The organism is Solibacillus sp. FSL W8-0474, from assembly GCF_038004065.1.
In the GTDB taxonomy this organism is placed as follows: Bacteria; Bacillota; Bacilli; order Bacillales_A; family Planococcaceae; genus Solibacillus; species Solibacillus faecavium.
The window spans coordinates 2586790-2603983 of the sequence record NZ_JBBOQJ010000001.1 but is presented as its reverse complement, the minus strand read 5'-3'; the positions used below and the strand labels follow the sequence as shown (position 1 = coordinate 2603983).

General features: G+C 37.3%; 19 protein-coding genes and 1 other annotated feature. Of the genes, 16 read left to right on the top strand and 3 right to left on the bottom strand.

Annotation, left to right across the window (positions count from 1 at the left end):
- Positions 1-49: 49 nt before the first annotated feature.
- Positions 50-718: a transcriptional regulator YeiL gene (yeiL, locus tag NYE67_RS13145; protein ID WP_340728524.1), complete on the bottom strand. Its 669-nt coding sequence runs from the start codon at positions 716-718 to the stop codon at positions 50-52.
- A 105-nt stretch (positions 719-823) separates the two neighbouring features.
- Between yeiL and NYE67_RS13140 the strand changes: the two genes are divergently transcribed.
- The 14 genes from NYE67_RS13140 to mtnN all read left to right on the top strand — a co-directional run bounded on the left by NYE67_RS13140 (position 824) and on the right by mtnN (position 14219).
- Positions 824-1972, top strand: a complete 1149-nt coding sequence (locus NYE67_RS13140; RefSeq protein WP_340728523.1) for an MFS transporter — start codon at positions 824-826, stop codon at positions 1970-1972.
- A gap of 54 nt (positions 1973-2026) precedes the next feature.
- Positions 2027-2234 (top strand) — a binding site (T-box leader).
- 66 nt (positions 2235-2300) lie between these two features.
- Complete coding sequence (alaS, locus tag NYE67_RS13135; RefSeq protein WP_339213132.1) at positions 2301-4973, top strand: alanine--tRNA ligase; 2673 nt, start codon at positions 2301-2303, stop codon at positions 4971-4973.
- A 117-nt stretch (positions 4974-5090) separates the two neighbouring features.
- Positions 5091-5363, top strand: coding sequence for an IreB family regulatory phosphoprotein (locus NYE67_RS13130; protein ID WP_191700322.1), 273 nt, complete (start codon positions 5091-5093; stop codon positions 5361-5363).
- On the top strand, positions 5360-5776 hold the full coding sequence (gene ruvX, locus NYE67_RS13125; RefSeq protein ID WP_191700321.1) for a Holliday junction resolvase RuvX: 417 nt from the start codon (positions 5360-5362) through the stop codon (positions 5774-5776). The genes NYE67_RS13130 and ruvX overlap by 4 nt, the downstream gene beginning before the upstream one ends.
- 148 nt (positions 5777-5924) lie before the next feature.
- Positions 5925-6215, top strand: a complete 291-nt coding sequence (locus NYE67_RS13120; protein WP_191700320.1) for a DUF1292 domain-containing protein — start codon at positions 5925-5927, stop codon at positions 6213-6215.
- Between the two features lie 71 nt (positions 6216-6286).
- Positions 6287-6799: a DUF1292 domain-containing protein gene (locus NYE67_RS13115; RefSeq protein ID WP_340728522.1), complete on the top strand. Its 513-nt coding sequence runs from the start codon at positions 6287-6289 to the stop codon at positions 6797-6799.
- Positions 6800-6995: 196 nt separating this feature from the next.
- Positions 6996-8114 carry an endolytic transglycosylase MltG gene (mltG, locus tag NYE67_RS13110; protein ID WP_445683022.1) on the top strand — a complete coding sequence of 373 codons (1119 nt, stop codon included), beginning with the start codon at positions 6996-6998 and terminating at the stop codon, positions 8112-8114.
- 209 nt (positions 8115-8323) lie between these two features.
- Complete coding sequence (locus tag NYE67_RS13105) at positions 8324-8956, top strand: O-methyltransferase (RefSeq protein WP_340728521.1); 633 nt, start codon at positions 8324-8326, stop codon at positions 8954-8956.
- Positions 8957-8961: 5 nt separating this feature from the next.
- On the top strand, positions 8962-9894 hold the full coding sequence (locus tag NYE67_RS13100) for a peptidase U32 family protein (protein ID WP_191700317.1): 933 nt from the start codon (positions 8962-8964) through the stop codon (positions 9892-9894).
- Positions 9895-9913: 19 nt separating this feature from the next.
- Complete coding sequence (locus NYE67_RS13095; RefSeq protein WP_340728520.1) at positions 9914-11191, top strand: peptidase U32 family protein; 1278 nt, start codon at positions 9914-9916, stop codon at positions 11189-11191.
- Positions 11192-11827, top strand: a complete 636-nt coding sequence (gene udk / locus NYE67_RS13090; RefSeq protein ID WP_340728519.1) for a uridine kinase — start codon at positions 11192-11194, stop codon at positions 11825-11827.
- A gap of 351 nt (positions 11828-12178) precedes the next feature.
- Positions 12179-12664 carry a transcription elongation factor GreA gene (gene greA, locus NYE67_RS13085; RefSeq protein WP_191700314.1) on the top strand — a complete coding sequence of 162 codons (486 nt, stop codon included), beginning with the start codon at positions 12179-12181 and terminating at the stop codon, positions 12662-12664.
- Positions 12665-12822: 158 nt separating this feature from the next.
- Positions 12823-13485: a YrrS family protein gene (locus NYE67_RS13080; RefSeq protein WP_340728518.1), complete on the top strand. Its 663-nt coding sequence runs from the start codon at positions 12823-12825 to the stop codon at positions 13483-13485.
- Between the two features lie 41 nt (positions 13486-13526).
- Complete coding sequence (gene mtnN / locus NYE67_RS13075) at positions 13527-14219, top strand: 5'-methylthioadenosine/S-adenosylhomocysteine nucleosidase (RefSeq protein ID WP_340728517.1); 693 nt, start codon at positions 13527-13529, stop codon at positions 14217-14219.
- A gap of 125 nt (positions 14220-14344) precedes the next feature.
- Here mtnN and sigK read toward each other — a convergent pair whose 3' ends face one another.
- Positions 14345-15046 (bottom strand): RNA polymerase sporulation sigma factor SigK, encoded by a 702-nt coding sequence (gene sigK / locus NYE67_RS13070; RefSeq protein WP_340730273.1) that lies wholly within the window; start codon positions 15044-15046, stop codon positions 14345-14347.
- Positions 15047-15131: 85 nt separating this feature from the next.
- Entirely contained in the window at positions 15132-15671 is a 540-nt protein-coding gene (gene pssA / locus NYE67_RS13065; RefSeq protein WP_340728515.1) for a CDP-diacylglycerol--serine O-phosphatidyltransferase, read from the bottom strand.
- Positions 15672-15828: 157 nt separating this feature from the next.
- Between pssA and NYE67_RS13060 the strand changes: the two genes are divergently transcribed.
- Together NYE67_RS13060 and NYE67_RS13055 are read left to right on the top strand one after the other, a co-directional pair.
- Positions 15829-16611 (top strand): phosphatidylserine decarboxylase, encoded by a 783-nt coding sequence (locus tag NYE67_RS13060; RefSeq protein WP_340728514.1) that lies wholly within the window; start codon positions 15829-15831, stop codon positions 16609-16611.
- A 33-nt stretch (positions 16612-16644) separates the two neighbouring features.
- Positions 16645-17160, top strand: a complete 516-nt coding sequence (locus NYE67_RS13055; protein WP_191700308.1) for a YqeG family HAD IIIA-type phosphatase — start codon at positions 16645-16647, stop codon at positions 17158-17160.
- Positions 17161-17194: the final 34 nt, after the last annotated feature.

The following is a 17194-nucleotide window of genomic DNA, read 5'->3' as shown; positions in this document are numbered from 1 at the left end:
ATTATTATATAGGAGACTGTGCTAAAACTTAGTTTAGCGCAGTCTTTTTTTAGTAAGTAATTTCGCTAGCAAGCTTTTCTAGTACTTGTCGATTTGTTAGGACATAACCCCGATCTTTCTTCGTTAAGTATCCTTCTTCGCAAAATTGTGCCAGAACAAATAATAAATGTCGGTATGATACCCCTAAATATTCGCATACCTCTGTATGTTTTTCTTTATAGAATTGTTTATCAGACGATAGTAAAATGAATGATGCCAGTCTATTTTCTAATGGATAAGCCTGGTTTTGAGTATATTTGGCTGTCATATCCATAGTTTTTTGACTTAAAAAAAGACAGAGCATTTTTAAAAATACCGGATCAGCTAATAATTTTTCTTTCACTTCACGGATGGAAATTGCAAAACAAATGGATGTTGTAACGGTCTGGATGCCTTTTGAGTAACGTTCTGCATTTAATAATTCCATTTCTCCCATAAATGTAGGAGATGTTATAAAATCAATTAGAGAAATTTTCCCGTTTTTATGTGTAACATATAATTTTGCTTTTCCTTCAATCATGTAATACAAATAGTCGGGAAAAGAATGCTCATGAAAAATATACTCCCCTTTATCAAATTCATAAACTTGTATAAAAGGATTAATATCAAATGAAAAATATTGAGAAATAGGGTATTGCTCAATATAAGGTTTACTTTCTTCTAGTGATAACTTTCTCAAATTATAAAGCAACTCCTTAATATAAAATATGAGATATCTCACATTATTGTACAAATTGTCGTGCTATTATTCAACATTATAAGAATGGAAGAAGGCTATATTATTATGAACAATCAGCGTTGGCTGGCAAAGAATTTTTTTATGTTCTTTATTACGTGGGGTATATTTTTACCTTATTGGACAGGCTGGCTTATTAATGACAAAGGTTTAACCGTTTCAGATGCGAGTATTATTATGGGGTTTGGTTTAGTTGCACGAGCAATCTCGACAATCCTTATTTTCCCGTATGTCTCAAAAATAATGAGCAATAAAAATGTACTTATATTCTTCACAGTGGCATCTTTAGTAACCGCACTACTTTATGTACCTATCGATTCTTTTGTAGGCTTATTCATCATGACGATGCTTTTTAGTGCATTGTATCCTGCATTATTACCTGCAGTGGAAAGCAGCGCAGCGACATTAATGCAGCAAGGTGGAATTCATTATGGTAAGGCACGTTCACTAGGTTCATTTGGCTATGTAGTTGCTGTATTAATTATTAGTATGATTACAGGAATGTACGGCGAACAAATGATTTTATGGGCGATGATTTTCGGTTTAACTGCATTATTAGCAATTCAACTAATGCCCGCCCCAAATGTTTTGAGCTTAGCTCCTTCAAAGGAAACTGGAAAAGCATTATCGATGAAAGGGCTATTTGATGTAAAAAGTTTTATTGTCGTATTATTTGTAGTGATCTTACTTCAAGGGGCACATGCCTCTTACTATAATTATGGCTATATATATTTACAGGAGTTAAACGTAAACCCCTTTTATATCGGAATGATATTGAATGTCGCAGTGTTATTTGAGATTATTTACTTTTTAAAAGCAGATACGTTCTTAACGAAGTGGAAGCCATCATCGTTAATGTTATTGGCAGCGGTTGGTTCAACTGTACGTTGGATTATGATATATGCTTTTCCAAATATGCCTATGTTTATTGTGTCTCAGGCACTTCACGCACTGTCATTTGCAATGGCGCATTACGCATTCATCCGCTACATATCTCAAGCATTACCGAAAGAACAAATCCCGAATGCACAGGGGATTTATTCTGCGCTTGCAATGAGTTTAAGTGCTGCGATCTTAACGCTTTTAGGTGGAGCTCTGTATGAAGTTGAACCTAGTTTGGCATTTTTAGGAATGGTTATTTGTACAGGACCAGCTATTGTATTGATACTATTGACGAAAAATCGTTTTAATTATTAAGGAATGCGGATTGACAGCACGTAGTCAATTTTCTATAATGAAGAACATATATTAATGAAAACGATGATGGAACAAGTACGTATTGGACTTCGTGAGCAGAAAGAGATTTCTTGGCTGAAAAAATCTCCGCGAAAATTACGGAAAGCTACTCCAGAGTGCAGCTAATACCTGCCGTATGCTTACGTTATAAGCACTTGAGATATAATGCTTTATGCATTATAAATTAGGGTGGTACCACGAGATAACAGTCTTCGTCCCTTTACCGGGATGAAGGCTTTTTTTGTGCCCAATTCATCGTACTTCAAAAACATTACAGGAGGATATAATTATGACTACAAAAACAATGACAGGTTCTGAAATTCGTCGTCTATATCTTGATTTTTTTAAAGAAAAAGGACATCATATTGAACCATCCGCACCATTAGTGCCAATTAATGACCCATCACTTTTATGGATCAACTCGGGAGTTGCGACATTAAAGCCATATTTTGACGGACGTATTATTCCGGATAACCCACGTATTACAAATGCACAAAAATCTATTCGTACAAATGATATCGAGAATGTAGGGAAAACAGCACGTCACCATACTTTCTTTGAAATGCTGGGGAATTTCTCAATCGGGGATTACTTTAAAAAAGAATCAATTCATTACGCTTGGGAATTTTTAACGGACGAAAAATGGATGGGCTTTGATCCGGAAAAGTTATCAGTAACTATTCACCCGGAAGACCAAGAAGCTTATGATGTATGGCACAACGAAATCGGTATTCCGAAAGAGCGTTTAATTCGTTTGGAAGGAAACTTCTGGGATATCGGAGAAGGTCCATCTGGTCCGAACTCAGAAATCTTCTATGACCGTGGTGAAGCATATGGTTTTGGGGCACCTCCAGAAGAAATGTATACAGGTGGGGAAAATGAGCGATATTTAGAAGTGTGGAATTTAGTGTTTTCTCAATTCAATCACAATCCTGATGGAACATATACGCCACTGCCGAAGCAAAATATTGATACAGGTATGGGTCTGGAGCGTATAGTTTCTGTTGTACAAAATGTACCAACGAACTTTGATACAGATCTATTCATGCCAATCATTGAAAAAACTGAAAGCTTTGCTAACCGTTCATACAAACGCCCGCACGAAGTAGACTTAAAAGAAATCTTCGGTTCAGCAGAAGATATTAATACACCGTTCAAAGTAATTGCTGACCATATCCGTACAGTAGCATTTGCAATTGGTGACGGAGCATTGCCATCAAACGAAGGACGAGGCTATGTATTACGTCGTTTATTACGTAGAGCAGTTCGTTACGCGAAAAAAATCGGTATTGAAAAGCCGTTTATGTTTGAATTAGTTCCGACTGTAGGGGAGATTATGCAAGATTTCTATCCACAAGTAAAAGAAAAGGAAGCATTTATTCAACGTGTTATTAAAAACGAAGAAGTTCGCTTCCATGAAACACTTGATGGAGGACTTGCAATCTTTAACGAAGTAGTTGAGAGTCAAAAAGCAAAAGGTGAAACTGTAATTCCTGGACCGGATGCATTCCGTCTTTACGATACATTCGGTTTCCCAATCGAATTAACGGAAGAATATGCAGAAGAAGTTGGCATGACAGTTGATCATGATGGTTTCGAAGCTTCTATGGAACAACAACGTAATCGAGCTCGTAACGCGCGTGCAGATGTTGATTCTATGCAAGTGCAAAACGAAGTGCTTTCAAACTTAAAACAGCAATCAACATTTATTTATGATGCATTAGAAGCTTCAGCAAAAATTGCTGCGATTGTTGTAAATGGTCAAGAAACGACAACGGCTAATGAAGGTGAAGAGGCATTAATTATTCTTTCTGAAACACCATTCTATGCTGAAATGGGTGGTCAAATTGCTGATACTGGAGTTATTGAAGCAGACGGATTCACTGCCATTGTTAAAGATGTTCAAAAGGCGCCAAATGGTCAACCATTACACACTGTTGTAGTGGAATCAGGTGAAATGAATGTTGGGGATGAGGCTACTGCGAAAGTAGATGAATCAAAACGTAAATTAATCCTTAAAAACCATACAGCAACACACTTAATGCACCGTGCCTTAAAGGATGTATTAGGTGACCATGTAGCACAAGCAGGCTCTTACGTTGGACCTGACCGTTTACGTTTCGACTTCTCTCACTTCGGTGCAGCAACAAAAGAGGAACTTGCACAAGTAGAGCGTGCAGTAAATGAAAAAATTTGGGAAGACATCGAAGTTGTAATTCAGGAGATGGATATCGATTCTGCAAAAGCAATGGGCGCAATGGCTCTATTCGGTGAAAAATATGGTGATGTTGTACGCGTAGTAGCTGTTTCAGATTATTCGATTGAGCTATGCGGTGGACTGCATGTAAGCCGTTCTTCAGAAATTGGTATCTTCAAAATTGTTTCAGAAGGTGGTATCGGTGCAGGTACTCGTCGAATCGAAGCTGTAACAGGTAAAGCGGCGTATGAAGCAATCAAAGAAGAAGAAGCTATTTTAAATGAAGCAGCAGCTCTATTAAAAGCAAATCCAAAAGATGTTTCAACACGTGTAGCAGGTCTACAGGCAGACTATAAACAATTACAACGTGAAAATGAATCATTATCACAAAAAATTGCAAATGCTCAAGCGGGGGCAGTATTGGATGCAGCACAAAAAATCGGTGACGTAACAGTACTTGCAACAAAAGTGGATGCAAAAGATAATAATCAATTGCGTCAAATGATGGATGACTTAAAAGAAAAAATGCAGGCAGCTGTTATTGTACTAGGTGCAGTAGATGGCGATAAAGTAATGCTATGCGCAGGTGTAACGAAAGATATCGTAGGTGGTAACTACCATGCCGGTAACATTGTAAAGGTTGTTGCTGAAGCATGTGGCGGTAAAGGCGGCGGTCGTCCTGATATGGCTATGGCTGGTGCTAAAGATGCTTCAAAACTAGAAGAAGCGTTAAATGGAGTCTATGAAAAAGTAAAATCTTTCTAAACATCTAAAATTTACTACTAGCATATTTGAAGTGCTTGCGGGAATAAGTTATAATGATAAAAATGGAGATGGGCTTCTATGCTCCATCTCTTTATTGCTGAAAGCGAGGTGCTGGTCTTGAGTTCTTTCGATAAAACGATGAAATTTAGTTTTCCAGAGGAATCTATGGAACAAGAAGTAAAGCAAGTGATGCTGAAGGTGTATACGGCTTTAGAGGAAAAAGGGTATAATCCAACAAACCAAATTGTAGGGTATTTATTATCTGGTGACCCGGCATACATCCCTCGCCACCAGGACGCACGTAATTTAATCCGCAAGCTGGAGCGCGATGAAATTTTAGAGGAGCTCGTGAAGTTTTATATTAGAAGGAATGCTGAGGCAGAAAAATGAAGATTATGGGTTTAGACGTCGGCTCGAAAACAGTCGGCGTAGCAATTAGTGATGCGTTCGGTTGGACAGCGCAAGGAATCGAAACAATAAAAATTGATGAAGCAGCAGGCAAGTTTGGGATTGAACGTATTAACGAACTTGTAAAGGCACACAATGTTACTGAATTCGTTGTGGGTTATCCAAAAAACATGAATAATACTATCGGTCCGCGTGGGGAAGCTTCTGAGAACTATAAAAAGTTATTGGAAGATACTTTCGGTTTTCCTGTCAAACTGTGGGATGAGCGTATGACGACGATGGCTGCTGAACGCATGCTTATTGAAGCGGATGTTAGCCGAAAAAAACGCAAGCAAGTAATTGATAAAATGGCTGCGGTCATGATTTTACAAGGTTATTTAGACAGTAAAAACTAAACGCTCTATTCAATCAAGGCAATTAGTTTGAGCTTTTCTAACAATGTTGCTTTTGTTAGGGCTTATTTGTATTTAAATGCAATGGCTTTATGTATAATATACGAAGCAACAACCGGCAATACTTAAATTTAATGAAGAGGTGACTTTCATGTCAGAACAACAAAACAATATTACTGTAGTCGATGAAAACGGCAATGAACAACTTTGCGAAATTTTACACACTTTTGATTCGGAAGAATTCGGTAAATCATACGTGTTATATTCTTTAGTAGGTGCAGAAGAAGATGAAGATGGAGCAGTAGAAATCTTTGCATCTGCATTCGTACCTGCTGAAAATGGTGAAGATGGCGAATTAACGCCTATCGAAACTGAAGCAGAATGGGATTTAATCGAAGAAGTATTAAACCAAATTGAAGACGAATTAGGCGAAGAAGAATAATTCATTCGATATTATAAAAAAACAGAGTGGGTGACGAGCCTTCTCTGTTTTATTATTTAGGAGGAAATTTAATGGAAGAAAATATTTTTATTTTACAAACAGAAGATGGCGGGGAGCAACAATGCCGCGTCATATTCAATTTTGATTCAGATGAACATTCTTATGTACTGTTTACGCTAGTTGGTGATGAAGAGGCTGGTATTTCAGCATTGCGTTATGTTTTGGATGAAAATGGCGAGATGGGCGGCTTCTCTGATATTGAAACAGAAGAAGAATGGGCAATGGTAGAAGAAGTAATGAATACCGTAATGGCTGAGTTTGGTGCAGATCAAACAAATTACTTCACAATTACGAATGATAACGATGAAGAAATTATGTGCCAAATTTTACATCGTTTTGAAAATGGCGGGAAAAATTATTTATTTTACGCTACTTTAGAAGACGGTGAACCACAGCTAGAAGAAGTATTCGCTTCTGCGTACATTCCTGGTGAAAATGGTGAAGTAGAAGATCTTTTACCAATCGAAACCGATGCTGAGTGGGCAATGGTCGAGCAAGTTTTAAACTCATTATCACAAAATTAGTCCAAAACCTAACTGACGTTATTCGTTAGTTAGGTTTTTTTATAGTGCTGTGAGGTTTCTTAATATATTTGGAAAAAGAACATTTTTCTCTTTAAAACGTCGCTAATAAAATACAAAACATGCAACATTCATTGTTCATTATTGTATCGGAAGTAAAATTTATGTATCATATGAAAGAGAAAAAGGGGGGGCTCCCGTGCTAGATGAAAATTCAAAAAAGGAAATGTTCAATAAGATGAATGAGCGTAAAGGAGAAGTTAAAACTGTGCGAAAAATAGTAGGAATCATCGCACTTGTCGTTCTCATCATTATCGCGATTGCAGGATACTCAGGTTATAACTATGTTACATCCGCATTAGAACCAATGGATCCAGAATCAAATAAGCAAATTGAAGTTGAAATTCCAATGGGTTCCGGGATTACTTTGATTTCAAGCATTCTGGAAGACAAGGGAATCATTAAAGATGCGAGGATTTTTAAATATTATACAAAATTTAAAAATGAATCTGCATTCCAGGCTGGTGACTATTCTTTAACACAATCAATGACATTGGATGAAATTATTGAAAGCTTGAAAACGGGCCGAGTATATCGAGAGCCGGCATTTACAATGACGATTCCAGAAGGATTGACACTTGAGCAGGTTGCAAGCGTCATACAGAAAAATACCTCTCACAAAGCAGAAGATTTCATGAAAAAAGTCACGGACGTTGCTTATGTAGAGCAGTTAATGACTGAATATCCAGATTTATTAACCGAGAATATTTTAAATGAAAATATTCGCCATGCATTGGAAGGTTATTTATATCCTGCAACATATCCGTTTTATGAAGAAAATCCATCCATTGAAGAGATTGTAAAGACAATGCTCACTTCGATGAACACAATTGTTTCGGAATATACACCGATTTTGGAAGAACGTGAAATGACAGTGCACGAATTGTTGACTTTTGCTTCATTACTTGAAGAAGAGGCAACAGCGCAAACTGACCGTGAAACAATTGCTAGTGTATTTTATAACCGTATGGATATTGATATGCCATTACAAACCGATCCGACTGTTTTATATGCTTTAGGCTCACATAAGGATCGCGTGTTGTATGAAGATTTAGAAGTAGACAACCCATATAATACGTATCAGAATGTAGGATTGCCTCCTGGACCGATAGCAGGAGCGGGGAAAACGTCGATAGAAGCGGCTTTAAATCCTTCACAAACCGATTATTTATATTTCCTGGCTGATAAAGAAGGTACGAATCACTTCGCAAAATCATATGATGAGCATTTGGCAAACATTGAGAAATATTTGCGATAATTAGAATTAAAGGAATCGGATAGCTTTTAAAATCCGTCTAAAGATGGATTTTAGTAAAGATTATTCGCATTCCTTTTCTTTTCATGCTATTATAAGTTGTGATTTTTTGTCCTTATATAACAATTTTGTAGGCGCAAACATCTTCGTTTCGTCTTTTTTCTTATGGATATAAGATATGCGTAAACAACCAGGTAAAGGGAGAATGAAGAATGGAATTATCAGACGCTTATATTGCTTCCTTCATTTCTGAGCGTGATGAGTTATTAGTAGAAATGGAAAACTTCGCAAAACAACATCATGTCCCAATTATGCAGCTTGCCGGAATTGAATCATTGAATCAAATATTGCGTATTCAAAAACCGAAAGCTATTTTGGAAATTGGTACGGCCATTGGCTATTCTGCACTGCGAATGGCAAAGGCATTGCCCGATTGTCAGATTGTGACAATTGAACGGGATGAATCACGCGTTCAATATGCTAAAGAGTTCATTGCAAGGTCAGATGCGGCAAGCCGTATACAAATAATTGAAGGCGATGCGTTAGAGGTAGAAATGGGAATGCTTCCTACTACTTTTGATGCTGTTTTTATTGATGCGGCAAAAGGTCAGTACATGAAGTTTTTCGAAAAATACGCGCCACTTGTTCCATCAGGTGGGGTATTATATATCGATAATATGTACATGCATGGGCTTTCGAATTTAGATATAAAAGAAGTGCCTAGAAGAAAAAGAACAATGATTCGTAATTTAAAAACATTCTCAGATTGGATTATGGCGCACCCGGATTATACGAGCGCATTTTTCCCAGTCGGTGATGGATTGTTAATTTGTTTGAAGAGGTGATTAGAGTGAATAAACCAGAATTATTACTTACTCCCCAATCCGTAGAGCATGTGGCTGCATTACTTGATGCAGGAGCAGATGCTTTCGTTATTGGTGAACAGAAATTTGGTCTGCGATTGGCTGGAGAATTTACAGTAGCACAAGTGGAAGAAGCTACGAAATTAATCCATGCTGCAGATAAAAAAGTGTATGTAGCTGTCAATGCTTTATTTCATAATGACCGTTTAGATGCACTGGATGAATATTTAAAAGAAATGCAACGTATTGGTGTTGATGCACTAATCTTTGGTGATCCGGCGGTTATCGTAGCGGTACGTGAATTAGGTATTACTATTCCATTGCATTGGAACCCTGAAACGACAGCAACAAATTACTTCCAAGTGAATTATTGGGGCGAACGTGGCAGTAAGCGTGCTGTACTTGCCCGTGAACTTTCTGTTGATGAAGTCATTGAAATCAAAGAAAATACAAAACATGAAATTGAAGTGCAAGTGCACGGAATGACTTGTATGTTCCAATCAAAGCGTTCACTATTAGGGAACTATTTCTTATACCGTGATGAAGCGATGCAAATTGAAAATCGCAAAGAAAATAAAAATATGTTTTTACATGATAAAGAACGTAAAAATAAATACCCGATTTATGAAGATTTAAACGGTACGCACATTTTCTCTCCAAATGATATGTGCATTATCGAAGAACTGAATGAATTATTTGAAGCAGGAATAGACTCATTGAAAATTGATGGTGTTCTCCAATCATTTGATTATGTTGTGACAGTGACAAATCTTTACCGTCAAGCAATCGATACGTACTTTGAACAAGGCGAAGATGCATATGACGATATTAAATCAGCCCTTTTTGAGCAAGTGGAAGCAATTCAGCCAGCGTTACGCCCACTGGATACTGGCTTCATCTTCAAAGAAACAGTTTACTAGGAAGGAGAACGAAGGCAACATGCTACAGTTAATTCAAAACGAAAAAATCCGTGAAACAATTAACGGAAAAACAGTCATTACGAAAAAGCCTGAGCTGCTTGCACCAGCAGGAAGCTTAGAAAAATTAAAAGTAGCCGTACATTACGGTGCAGATGCCGTATTTATCGGTGGTCAGGAATTCGGTTTACGTTCAAATGCGGGTAACTTCACAATCGAGGAAATGAAGGAAGGCGTTGAGTTCGCCAACAAATACGGCGCTGTTATTTACGTAACGACAAATATTTTTGCCCATAATGAAAATATGGACGGGCTGGAAGAATATTTACAAGCAATCGAGGGTGCCGGTGTTAAAGGGATTATCGTTGCAGATCCACTAATTATCGAAACTTGTAAAAAGGCAGCTCCAAGTTTAGAAATCCACTTGTCGACACAGCAATCTTTATCGAACTGGAAAGCTGTAAAGTACTGGAAAGACGAAGGTTTAGAACGAGTAGTTTTAGCACGTGAAGTAGGCGGGGAAGAAATGCGCAAAATGAAAGAGGAGGTAGACATTGAAATCGAGGCATTCGTGCACGGTGCAATGTGTATTGCCTATTCAGGACGCTGTACGCTTTCCAACCATATGACGGCACGTGACTCGAACCGAGGTGGTTGCTGTCAATCATGTCGTTGGGATTATGATTTATATGAGAACAATGACGGTGAAGAAGTGGCATTATTTAACGAAGGTGAAGCACCTTTCGCAATGAGTCCAAAAGATTTGAAGTTAATTGAATCTATCCCTCATATGATTGAATTGGGCATTGATTCGTTAAAAGTGGAAGGCCGTATGAAATCAATTCACTATGTAGCCACTGTAGTTTCCGTATACCGCAAAGTGATCGATGCCTACTGTGCTGACCCGGAAAATTTCAAGTTTGAAAAAGAGTGGCTAGAAGAGCTAGCACGCTGTGCAAACCGTGCAACAGCTTCATCATTCTTTGAAGGTGAACCAAGTTATAAACAGCAAATGTTCGGCTTCCATTCACATAAAATGAAATGGGACTTCGCAGGATTTGTAATGGATTATGATGCTGAAACACAAATGGTTACGCTGGAACAACGAAACTATTTCAAACCGGGAGATACGGTTGAATTTTTCGGTCCAAATATGGAAACATTCAAAATGACAGTTGGTCAAATATGGGATGAAGACGGCAATGAACTTGATGTTGCCCGACACCCACTGCAAATTGTAAAATTTAAAGTAGATCGCTCATTATCGCACTTTGATATGATGCGAAAGGAGAATAACTAAATGTCAAAGCGACCAGTTGTCATCGGGATCGCAGGTGGCTCATGCTCAGGTAAAACGAGTGTAACACGTGCAATATATGATGTTTTTAAAGACCGTTCGGTAGTTGTAATCGAACAGGATTATTACTATAAAGATCAAAGTCATATGACGTTTGAAGAGCGTCTAAATACAAACTATGATCACCCTCTTGCGTTTGATAATCAGTTATTAATCCAACATATTAATGAGCTCTTGTCTTATCAGCCGGTAGAAAAGCCGGTGTATGACTATGTTCAACATACACGCTCGGCCGATGTAATACATGTAGAGCCAAGAGATGTTATAATAGTCGAAGGGATTCTAGTATTGGAAGATGAAAAATTACGCGATTTAATGGATATTAAATTATTCGTTGATACGGATTCGGACTTACGTATTATCCGCCGTATTCAGCGTGATATTAAAGAGCGTGGTCGTACAGCTGATTCTGTTATCGAACAATACTTAACAGCAGTTCGTCCAATGCATAATCTGTTTATCGAGCCAACGAAACGATATGCCGATGTTATCATTCCAGAAGGTGGAGATAACAACGTTGCTATTGACTTAATGGTTACGAAAATAAAAACAATTCTTGAAACTGATGCAAACTTGTAATATGATGATGTAGTATTTACAATATTTACATTTTACTTTATACAACTCTCATATTTTTAATTGGTGGATGTAAAAGTTAGTAAATGGCAATGTCACAGATTTTTTTAGAAAGTTATTCGAGTGAACTTGAATAAAATCTGGACGTAGTTTATGCCGAAACTTTATTGATTGATAAATAAGTATTCATGAAATTCGGCTGCTAGTATTTGCAGTGTAAATCTCTTCTAAAAGAAGTAATTTACACATACTGTAAACTAGTAGTCGGGTTTTCTGTTATTTATGAACGCTAATACAGAAGAGAAAAACGTAGAAAAGTAAACGTTTTCAAGTTATTACTAAGGAGTGGGAATAATGTCAAATGAAAAACAATATCCAATGACACTTGAAGGAAAGCAAAAATTAGAAGATGAACTAAACACGCTTAAAACTGTTAAGCGTCCGGAAGTTGTAGAGCGTATAAAAACAGCTCGTAGCTTTGGTGACTTATCGGAAAACTCGGAGTATGATTCAGCAAAAGAAGAGCAAGGCTTTGTGGAAGGACGAATTTCGTTAATCGAGCAAATGCTTCGCAATGCCGTAATTATTACAGAAGATGATTCATCAACTTCTATTTCTCTAGGGAAAACTGTTACATTCGATGAGTTAATTAACGGAAAACGTGCTAATTTTGAAGAGTCGTACACGATTGTTGGTTCTGCAGAAGCTGATCCGATGGAAGGTAAAATTTCAAATGATTCACCGATTGCAAAGGCTTTAATGGGAAAACATGTTGATGATGTAGTTAAATTAACTACACCAGGCGGAGATATGGAAGTTGTTATTTTAGAAGTAAAATAATTTCTTAGCAGTTAGCATTGAAATCGCTAGCTGCTTTTCTTTTGTGGCAATGAATGGAAGGTATGTAAGGAATTCTGGAAATGATTTTCTTTCGTATGTTTTTAGTGCACAATCTGTTTTTCTAATGCTAAAATAATCTTGCATAGGAGGAGATTGGGATGGAACGTAAACGGCGATTTCAAACACGACAACAGTATGCGGAACAAAAAGCAAAACAGTCGAAATTTCAAAAAGCGGATAAAAGCTTAAACTACCTGATCGCAATTGTTGCTGTATTAATTGTTGCGACGTTGATTTTTATTATTTCTAGGGATCCAGCACCTGATAATGAAGCACAGCAAGACGAGCCCCCAGCTAATTCGGTTGCAGGTGGATCAGAAACAGCAGAAGATGGACAAGTAGATGAAGATGGGCAAGTTGTTAAAGAAGAGGATGAAGATACATCTAATGACGCGGACTCATTACCTGAAGAAACTGAGGATACAGTAAGTACTTCCGATAATCCAGCCGTACAAGAAGTAATTACAAATCCAAATTGGCCGGTGTATCCAACTGCACAAACAGGTGAACATGTATCCACATTCAAAAGTGGACATATTGACTATGAGGAAAAGCTAAAGGCAATCTTCAGTGTAATTGAATTGGAGCAGGACAACAGTATAGTATTACGTGTAAATAATAACGGAAATGCTAAAAGTGCAATTGCTGTTGTGACATCAATGGATAAGGAACAAAAATATCGGGTAAGTATTGAATGGATTGACAATGAAGGATGGAAGCCTACTCAAGTGGAAGTGTTGAACACGCTAGAAGGTATTTAACATTATAATTAAGATAATAGTTTTATTGGAGGAATTAACTAATGAAGATTGCAGTAATCGGCGCAATGGAGCAAGAAGTGGAATTATTACGAGGTGCTCTACAAAATACGAATACAGAAACAATTGCAAACAGTGAATACACAACAGGTACATACGAGGGAAAAGAAGTTATCCTGTTAAAAAGCGGTATTGGAAAAGTAAATGCAGCTATGTCAACAACGATTTTATTGGAGAAATTTAATCCGACGGTTGTAATCAATACAGGTTCTGCAGGTGGCTTTGATGCCGCTTTGAATGTAGGGGATATTGTCATTTCTGATGAAGTGCGCCATCATGATGTAGATGTAACTGCATTTGGTTATGAAATTGGTCAAATGGCTGGTATGCCGGCAGCGTATAAATCAGACGAAAGCTTAATGGAAATTGCAAAAGAGGCTGTAAAAGAAATAGGGGAACATCACTATAGTGTTGGTCTCATCTGTTCAGGCGATGTGTTTATGAGCAATCCTGAACGTGTTGAAGCAGTTCGAAAAGATTTTCCAACAATGAAAGCAGTGGAAATGGAAGCAGCAGCAGTAGCGCAAGTTTGCCATCAGTTCAATACCCCATTTGTTGTTATTCGTGCATTATCCGATATTGCTGGACAAGAATCGGGCATGTCATTTGATGAGTTTTTACCTGTTGCAGCAAAGCATTCGACAGAAGTAGTGTTAAATGCCATCACAAAATTATAAGTAATTAATCTAAACTACAGGGATATTTAAAAACTGCCTAATCGCTTTGATTGGGCAGTTTTCATTAGGGGTCAGTCAATAAAAAACGATGGTTTCCGTGTTCCTATATATTTGTAGAAAAGAACTTATTCTTTTTCACTATGTTTAAATTGCTGGTAAAGCTTAATAAGTGCACGCTTTTCAATGCGGGAAACATAGCTGCGGGAAATATTGAGACGTTTTGCAATTTCTTTTTGAGTGTGCGGGTCAAAGTTCTGTAAGCCATAGCGATAAGAAATAATCTCAAGCTCACGGGGGTCTAACGTATCTAAATATCGATATAGCTGTGCGAAATCTTCCCGTAACTCAATTTTTTCAACTGTTGAAGGTTCATCCAGCTGAAGTAAATCCCGTATTTGCAGCGACTGGCCATCTTTGTCAACCCCGATTGGTTCGAATAATGATACGTCTTTTTGCACTTTTTTCTGAGCTCGCAAATGCATTAAAATTTCATTTTCAATACAACGTGCTGCATAGGTAGCGAGGCGGGTCTTTTTTTCAGGTGTAAAGCTGCTTACTGCCTTCATAAGACCTATCGTTCCAATGGAAATATAATCGTCCAGTAAGTCATGAGGGGGATGGAATTTCTTTACGACATGGGCAACTAAACGCATATTACGTTCGATTAGTTCGACACGTGCATTTTCATCGCCATTAATAAAGCGATTAATGACTTCTTCTTCTTCCTCACGTGATAAAGGTTTATAAAATGTCTGCCCTTTTAAATAGCCCAATAGTGCGGGAAGCTCAAGCCAAAGTTGAAGCAATGCTGTCACAAAACCGCTCAAGCAATAAACATCCTTTCGTCTTTTCGACAGTATATGATAAATTTTGCGGAGAAATGAAAAAAAGTGTAAGAGCTAATTTTTGCTCTTACACTTTTTTTAATGTAAATGTACTTACCATCAGTAGTGCTAATACCGGGAATAAAATCAGGTAAAATGTTTCGGATAAAGAATTTGTAAAGAAATAAGAGAACGTTAGCAATGTACCAGCGGCTGTTATCGGTAACCCAACAAAATATCCAGTTGAATCCATTACATTGAAACGTGCCAATCTTAATGCACCAGCTGCTATAAATAGCACCGGCATCATCATACCTGCAATCCCCGCATCCATTAATACCATTTCATACATTAACAAGGCTGGGGCCACACCGAAGGATATAATATCAGCCATGGAATCAAGCTGTTTTCCTAATTCTGATTCCTGGTTAAATTTGCGGGCAACTTTCCCATCATAACGATCTAAAAAAGCAGCAATAAAAATTAATAAAACACTGTAGCTATAGTATTCATTTAATGTTGCCATAATAGCAGCACCACCAAATGACATATTTGTAATTGTAATAATATTTGCAGCATTTGCTTTTATCTTTTTTAATGTTGAATCCACTTTTTGAAGTAAAAACATTGGTAAAACACTCCCTTGCGCATCGGCTATACTCTATTATACTTCTTCTTTAGAAAAAAAGGTAATAGTTTAATTCTGCATAATACCTTTCCTTGAGCGCCTATACATTATATAATTTATCTTTATTCCATATTTATTATAAATGGGAGGACACAGAATGAAGGAAAAATTATACCGCAATTTGATAGAACTATCAAACGGTAAGCTCTCTTCGAAAGTATTACAACATGTTGCTCAATCACGTATAAGTAAAAATTTTATTCGTAGTTATAGTGAAATATACGGAATTAATATACAAGAAGTTTCAAAATCGCCAAAAGATTTTACAAGTTTACATGATTTTTTTGTTCGTGAGCTGAAAGGTGAGGTTCGCCCTGTAGATATACGGACAAATATATTTGCAAGTCCTGTTGATGCAAAATTAGAAGCATTTGGCGATATTACGGATGGTATGATGTTTTCAGTTAAAAATAAGCCGTATTCATTAGTCGATTTATTGGGAAATGAAACTCAGGCTACAAGGTATAGCAAAGGCAAATATATTGTCTTTTATTTAAGCCCTGCAGATTATCATCGTATTCATAGTCCAATTGATGGTGTCATTAAGCGTCAATACATTTTGGGTAAGAAATCATATCCAGTAAATCAAATGGGCTTACAATATGGGAAAAAACCAATCAGTCATAATTATCGTATGATAAGTGAAATTAACTATGAAAAAGATTTTTGTACAGCCTTTATTAAAGTAGGCGCAACATTTGTGAATTCCATTAAACTTACAAACAAATCAACAGAGTGGAAAAAAGGGGAAGAAGTCGGCTATTTTTCTTTCGGATCGACAGTCGTTATGCTGTTTGAACAGAATGCGATTGAATTTACTGAGAATGTTACTAGCGGTGCGAAGATAAAAATGGGAGAAGCATTTGCTACTATGTTATAATGAGTAAATAAATTTGAGTTAGGGGTAACGGCTTTGTACAACTTTTTATTACCAGATGAATTTATTCGTAGTGTATTTGAGATTACGCCAGAAAAATTAAATGAATTAGGCATTAAAGGAATTATTACGGATTTGGATAATACCCTAGTGGAATGGGATCGTGCGGATGCAACAGATGAGCTTGTGCAATGGTTTGAAATGATGCGTGAATCAGGGATCAAAATTATTATTGCATCAAATAATAATGAAGCACGCGTTCGACAATTTGCAGAACCTCATGGTATCCCTTTTATTTTCAGGGCAAAAAAACCTTTAGGTGCGGCATATTATGCGGCGCTTGTACAGTTACGTCTGCGTCGCCATGAAGTAGCGATGTTGGGAGACCAATTACTAACAGATGTAATGGGAGCGAAGCGTCAGAAGCTGTATACGTTTTTAGTACGTCCAGTAGCGAACTCAGACGGACTAGTTACAAAATTTAACCGTTTTGTGGAACGCCGTGTTTACAATGATTTAAGAAGAAAAGGAAAGTACCCTTGGGAAGACTAATAAGTAGCCCAAGTTGCATAGTTTTTGCAATACC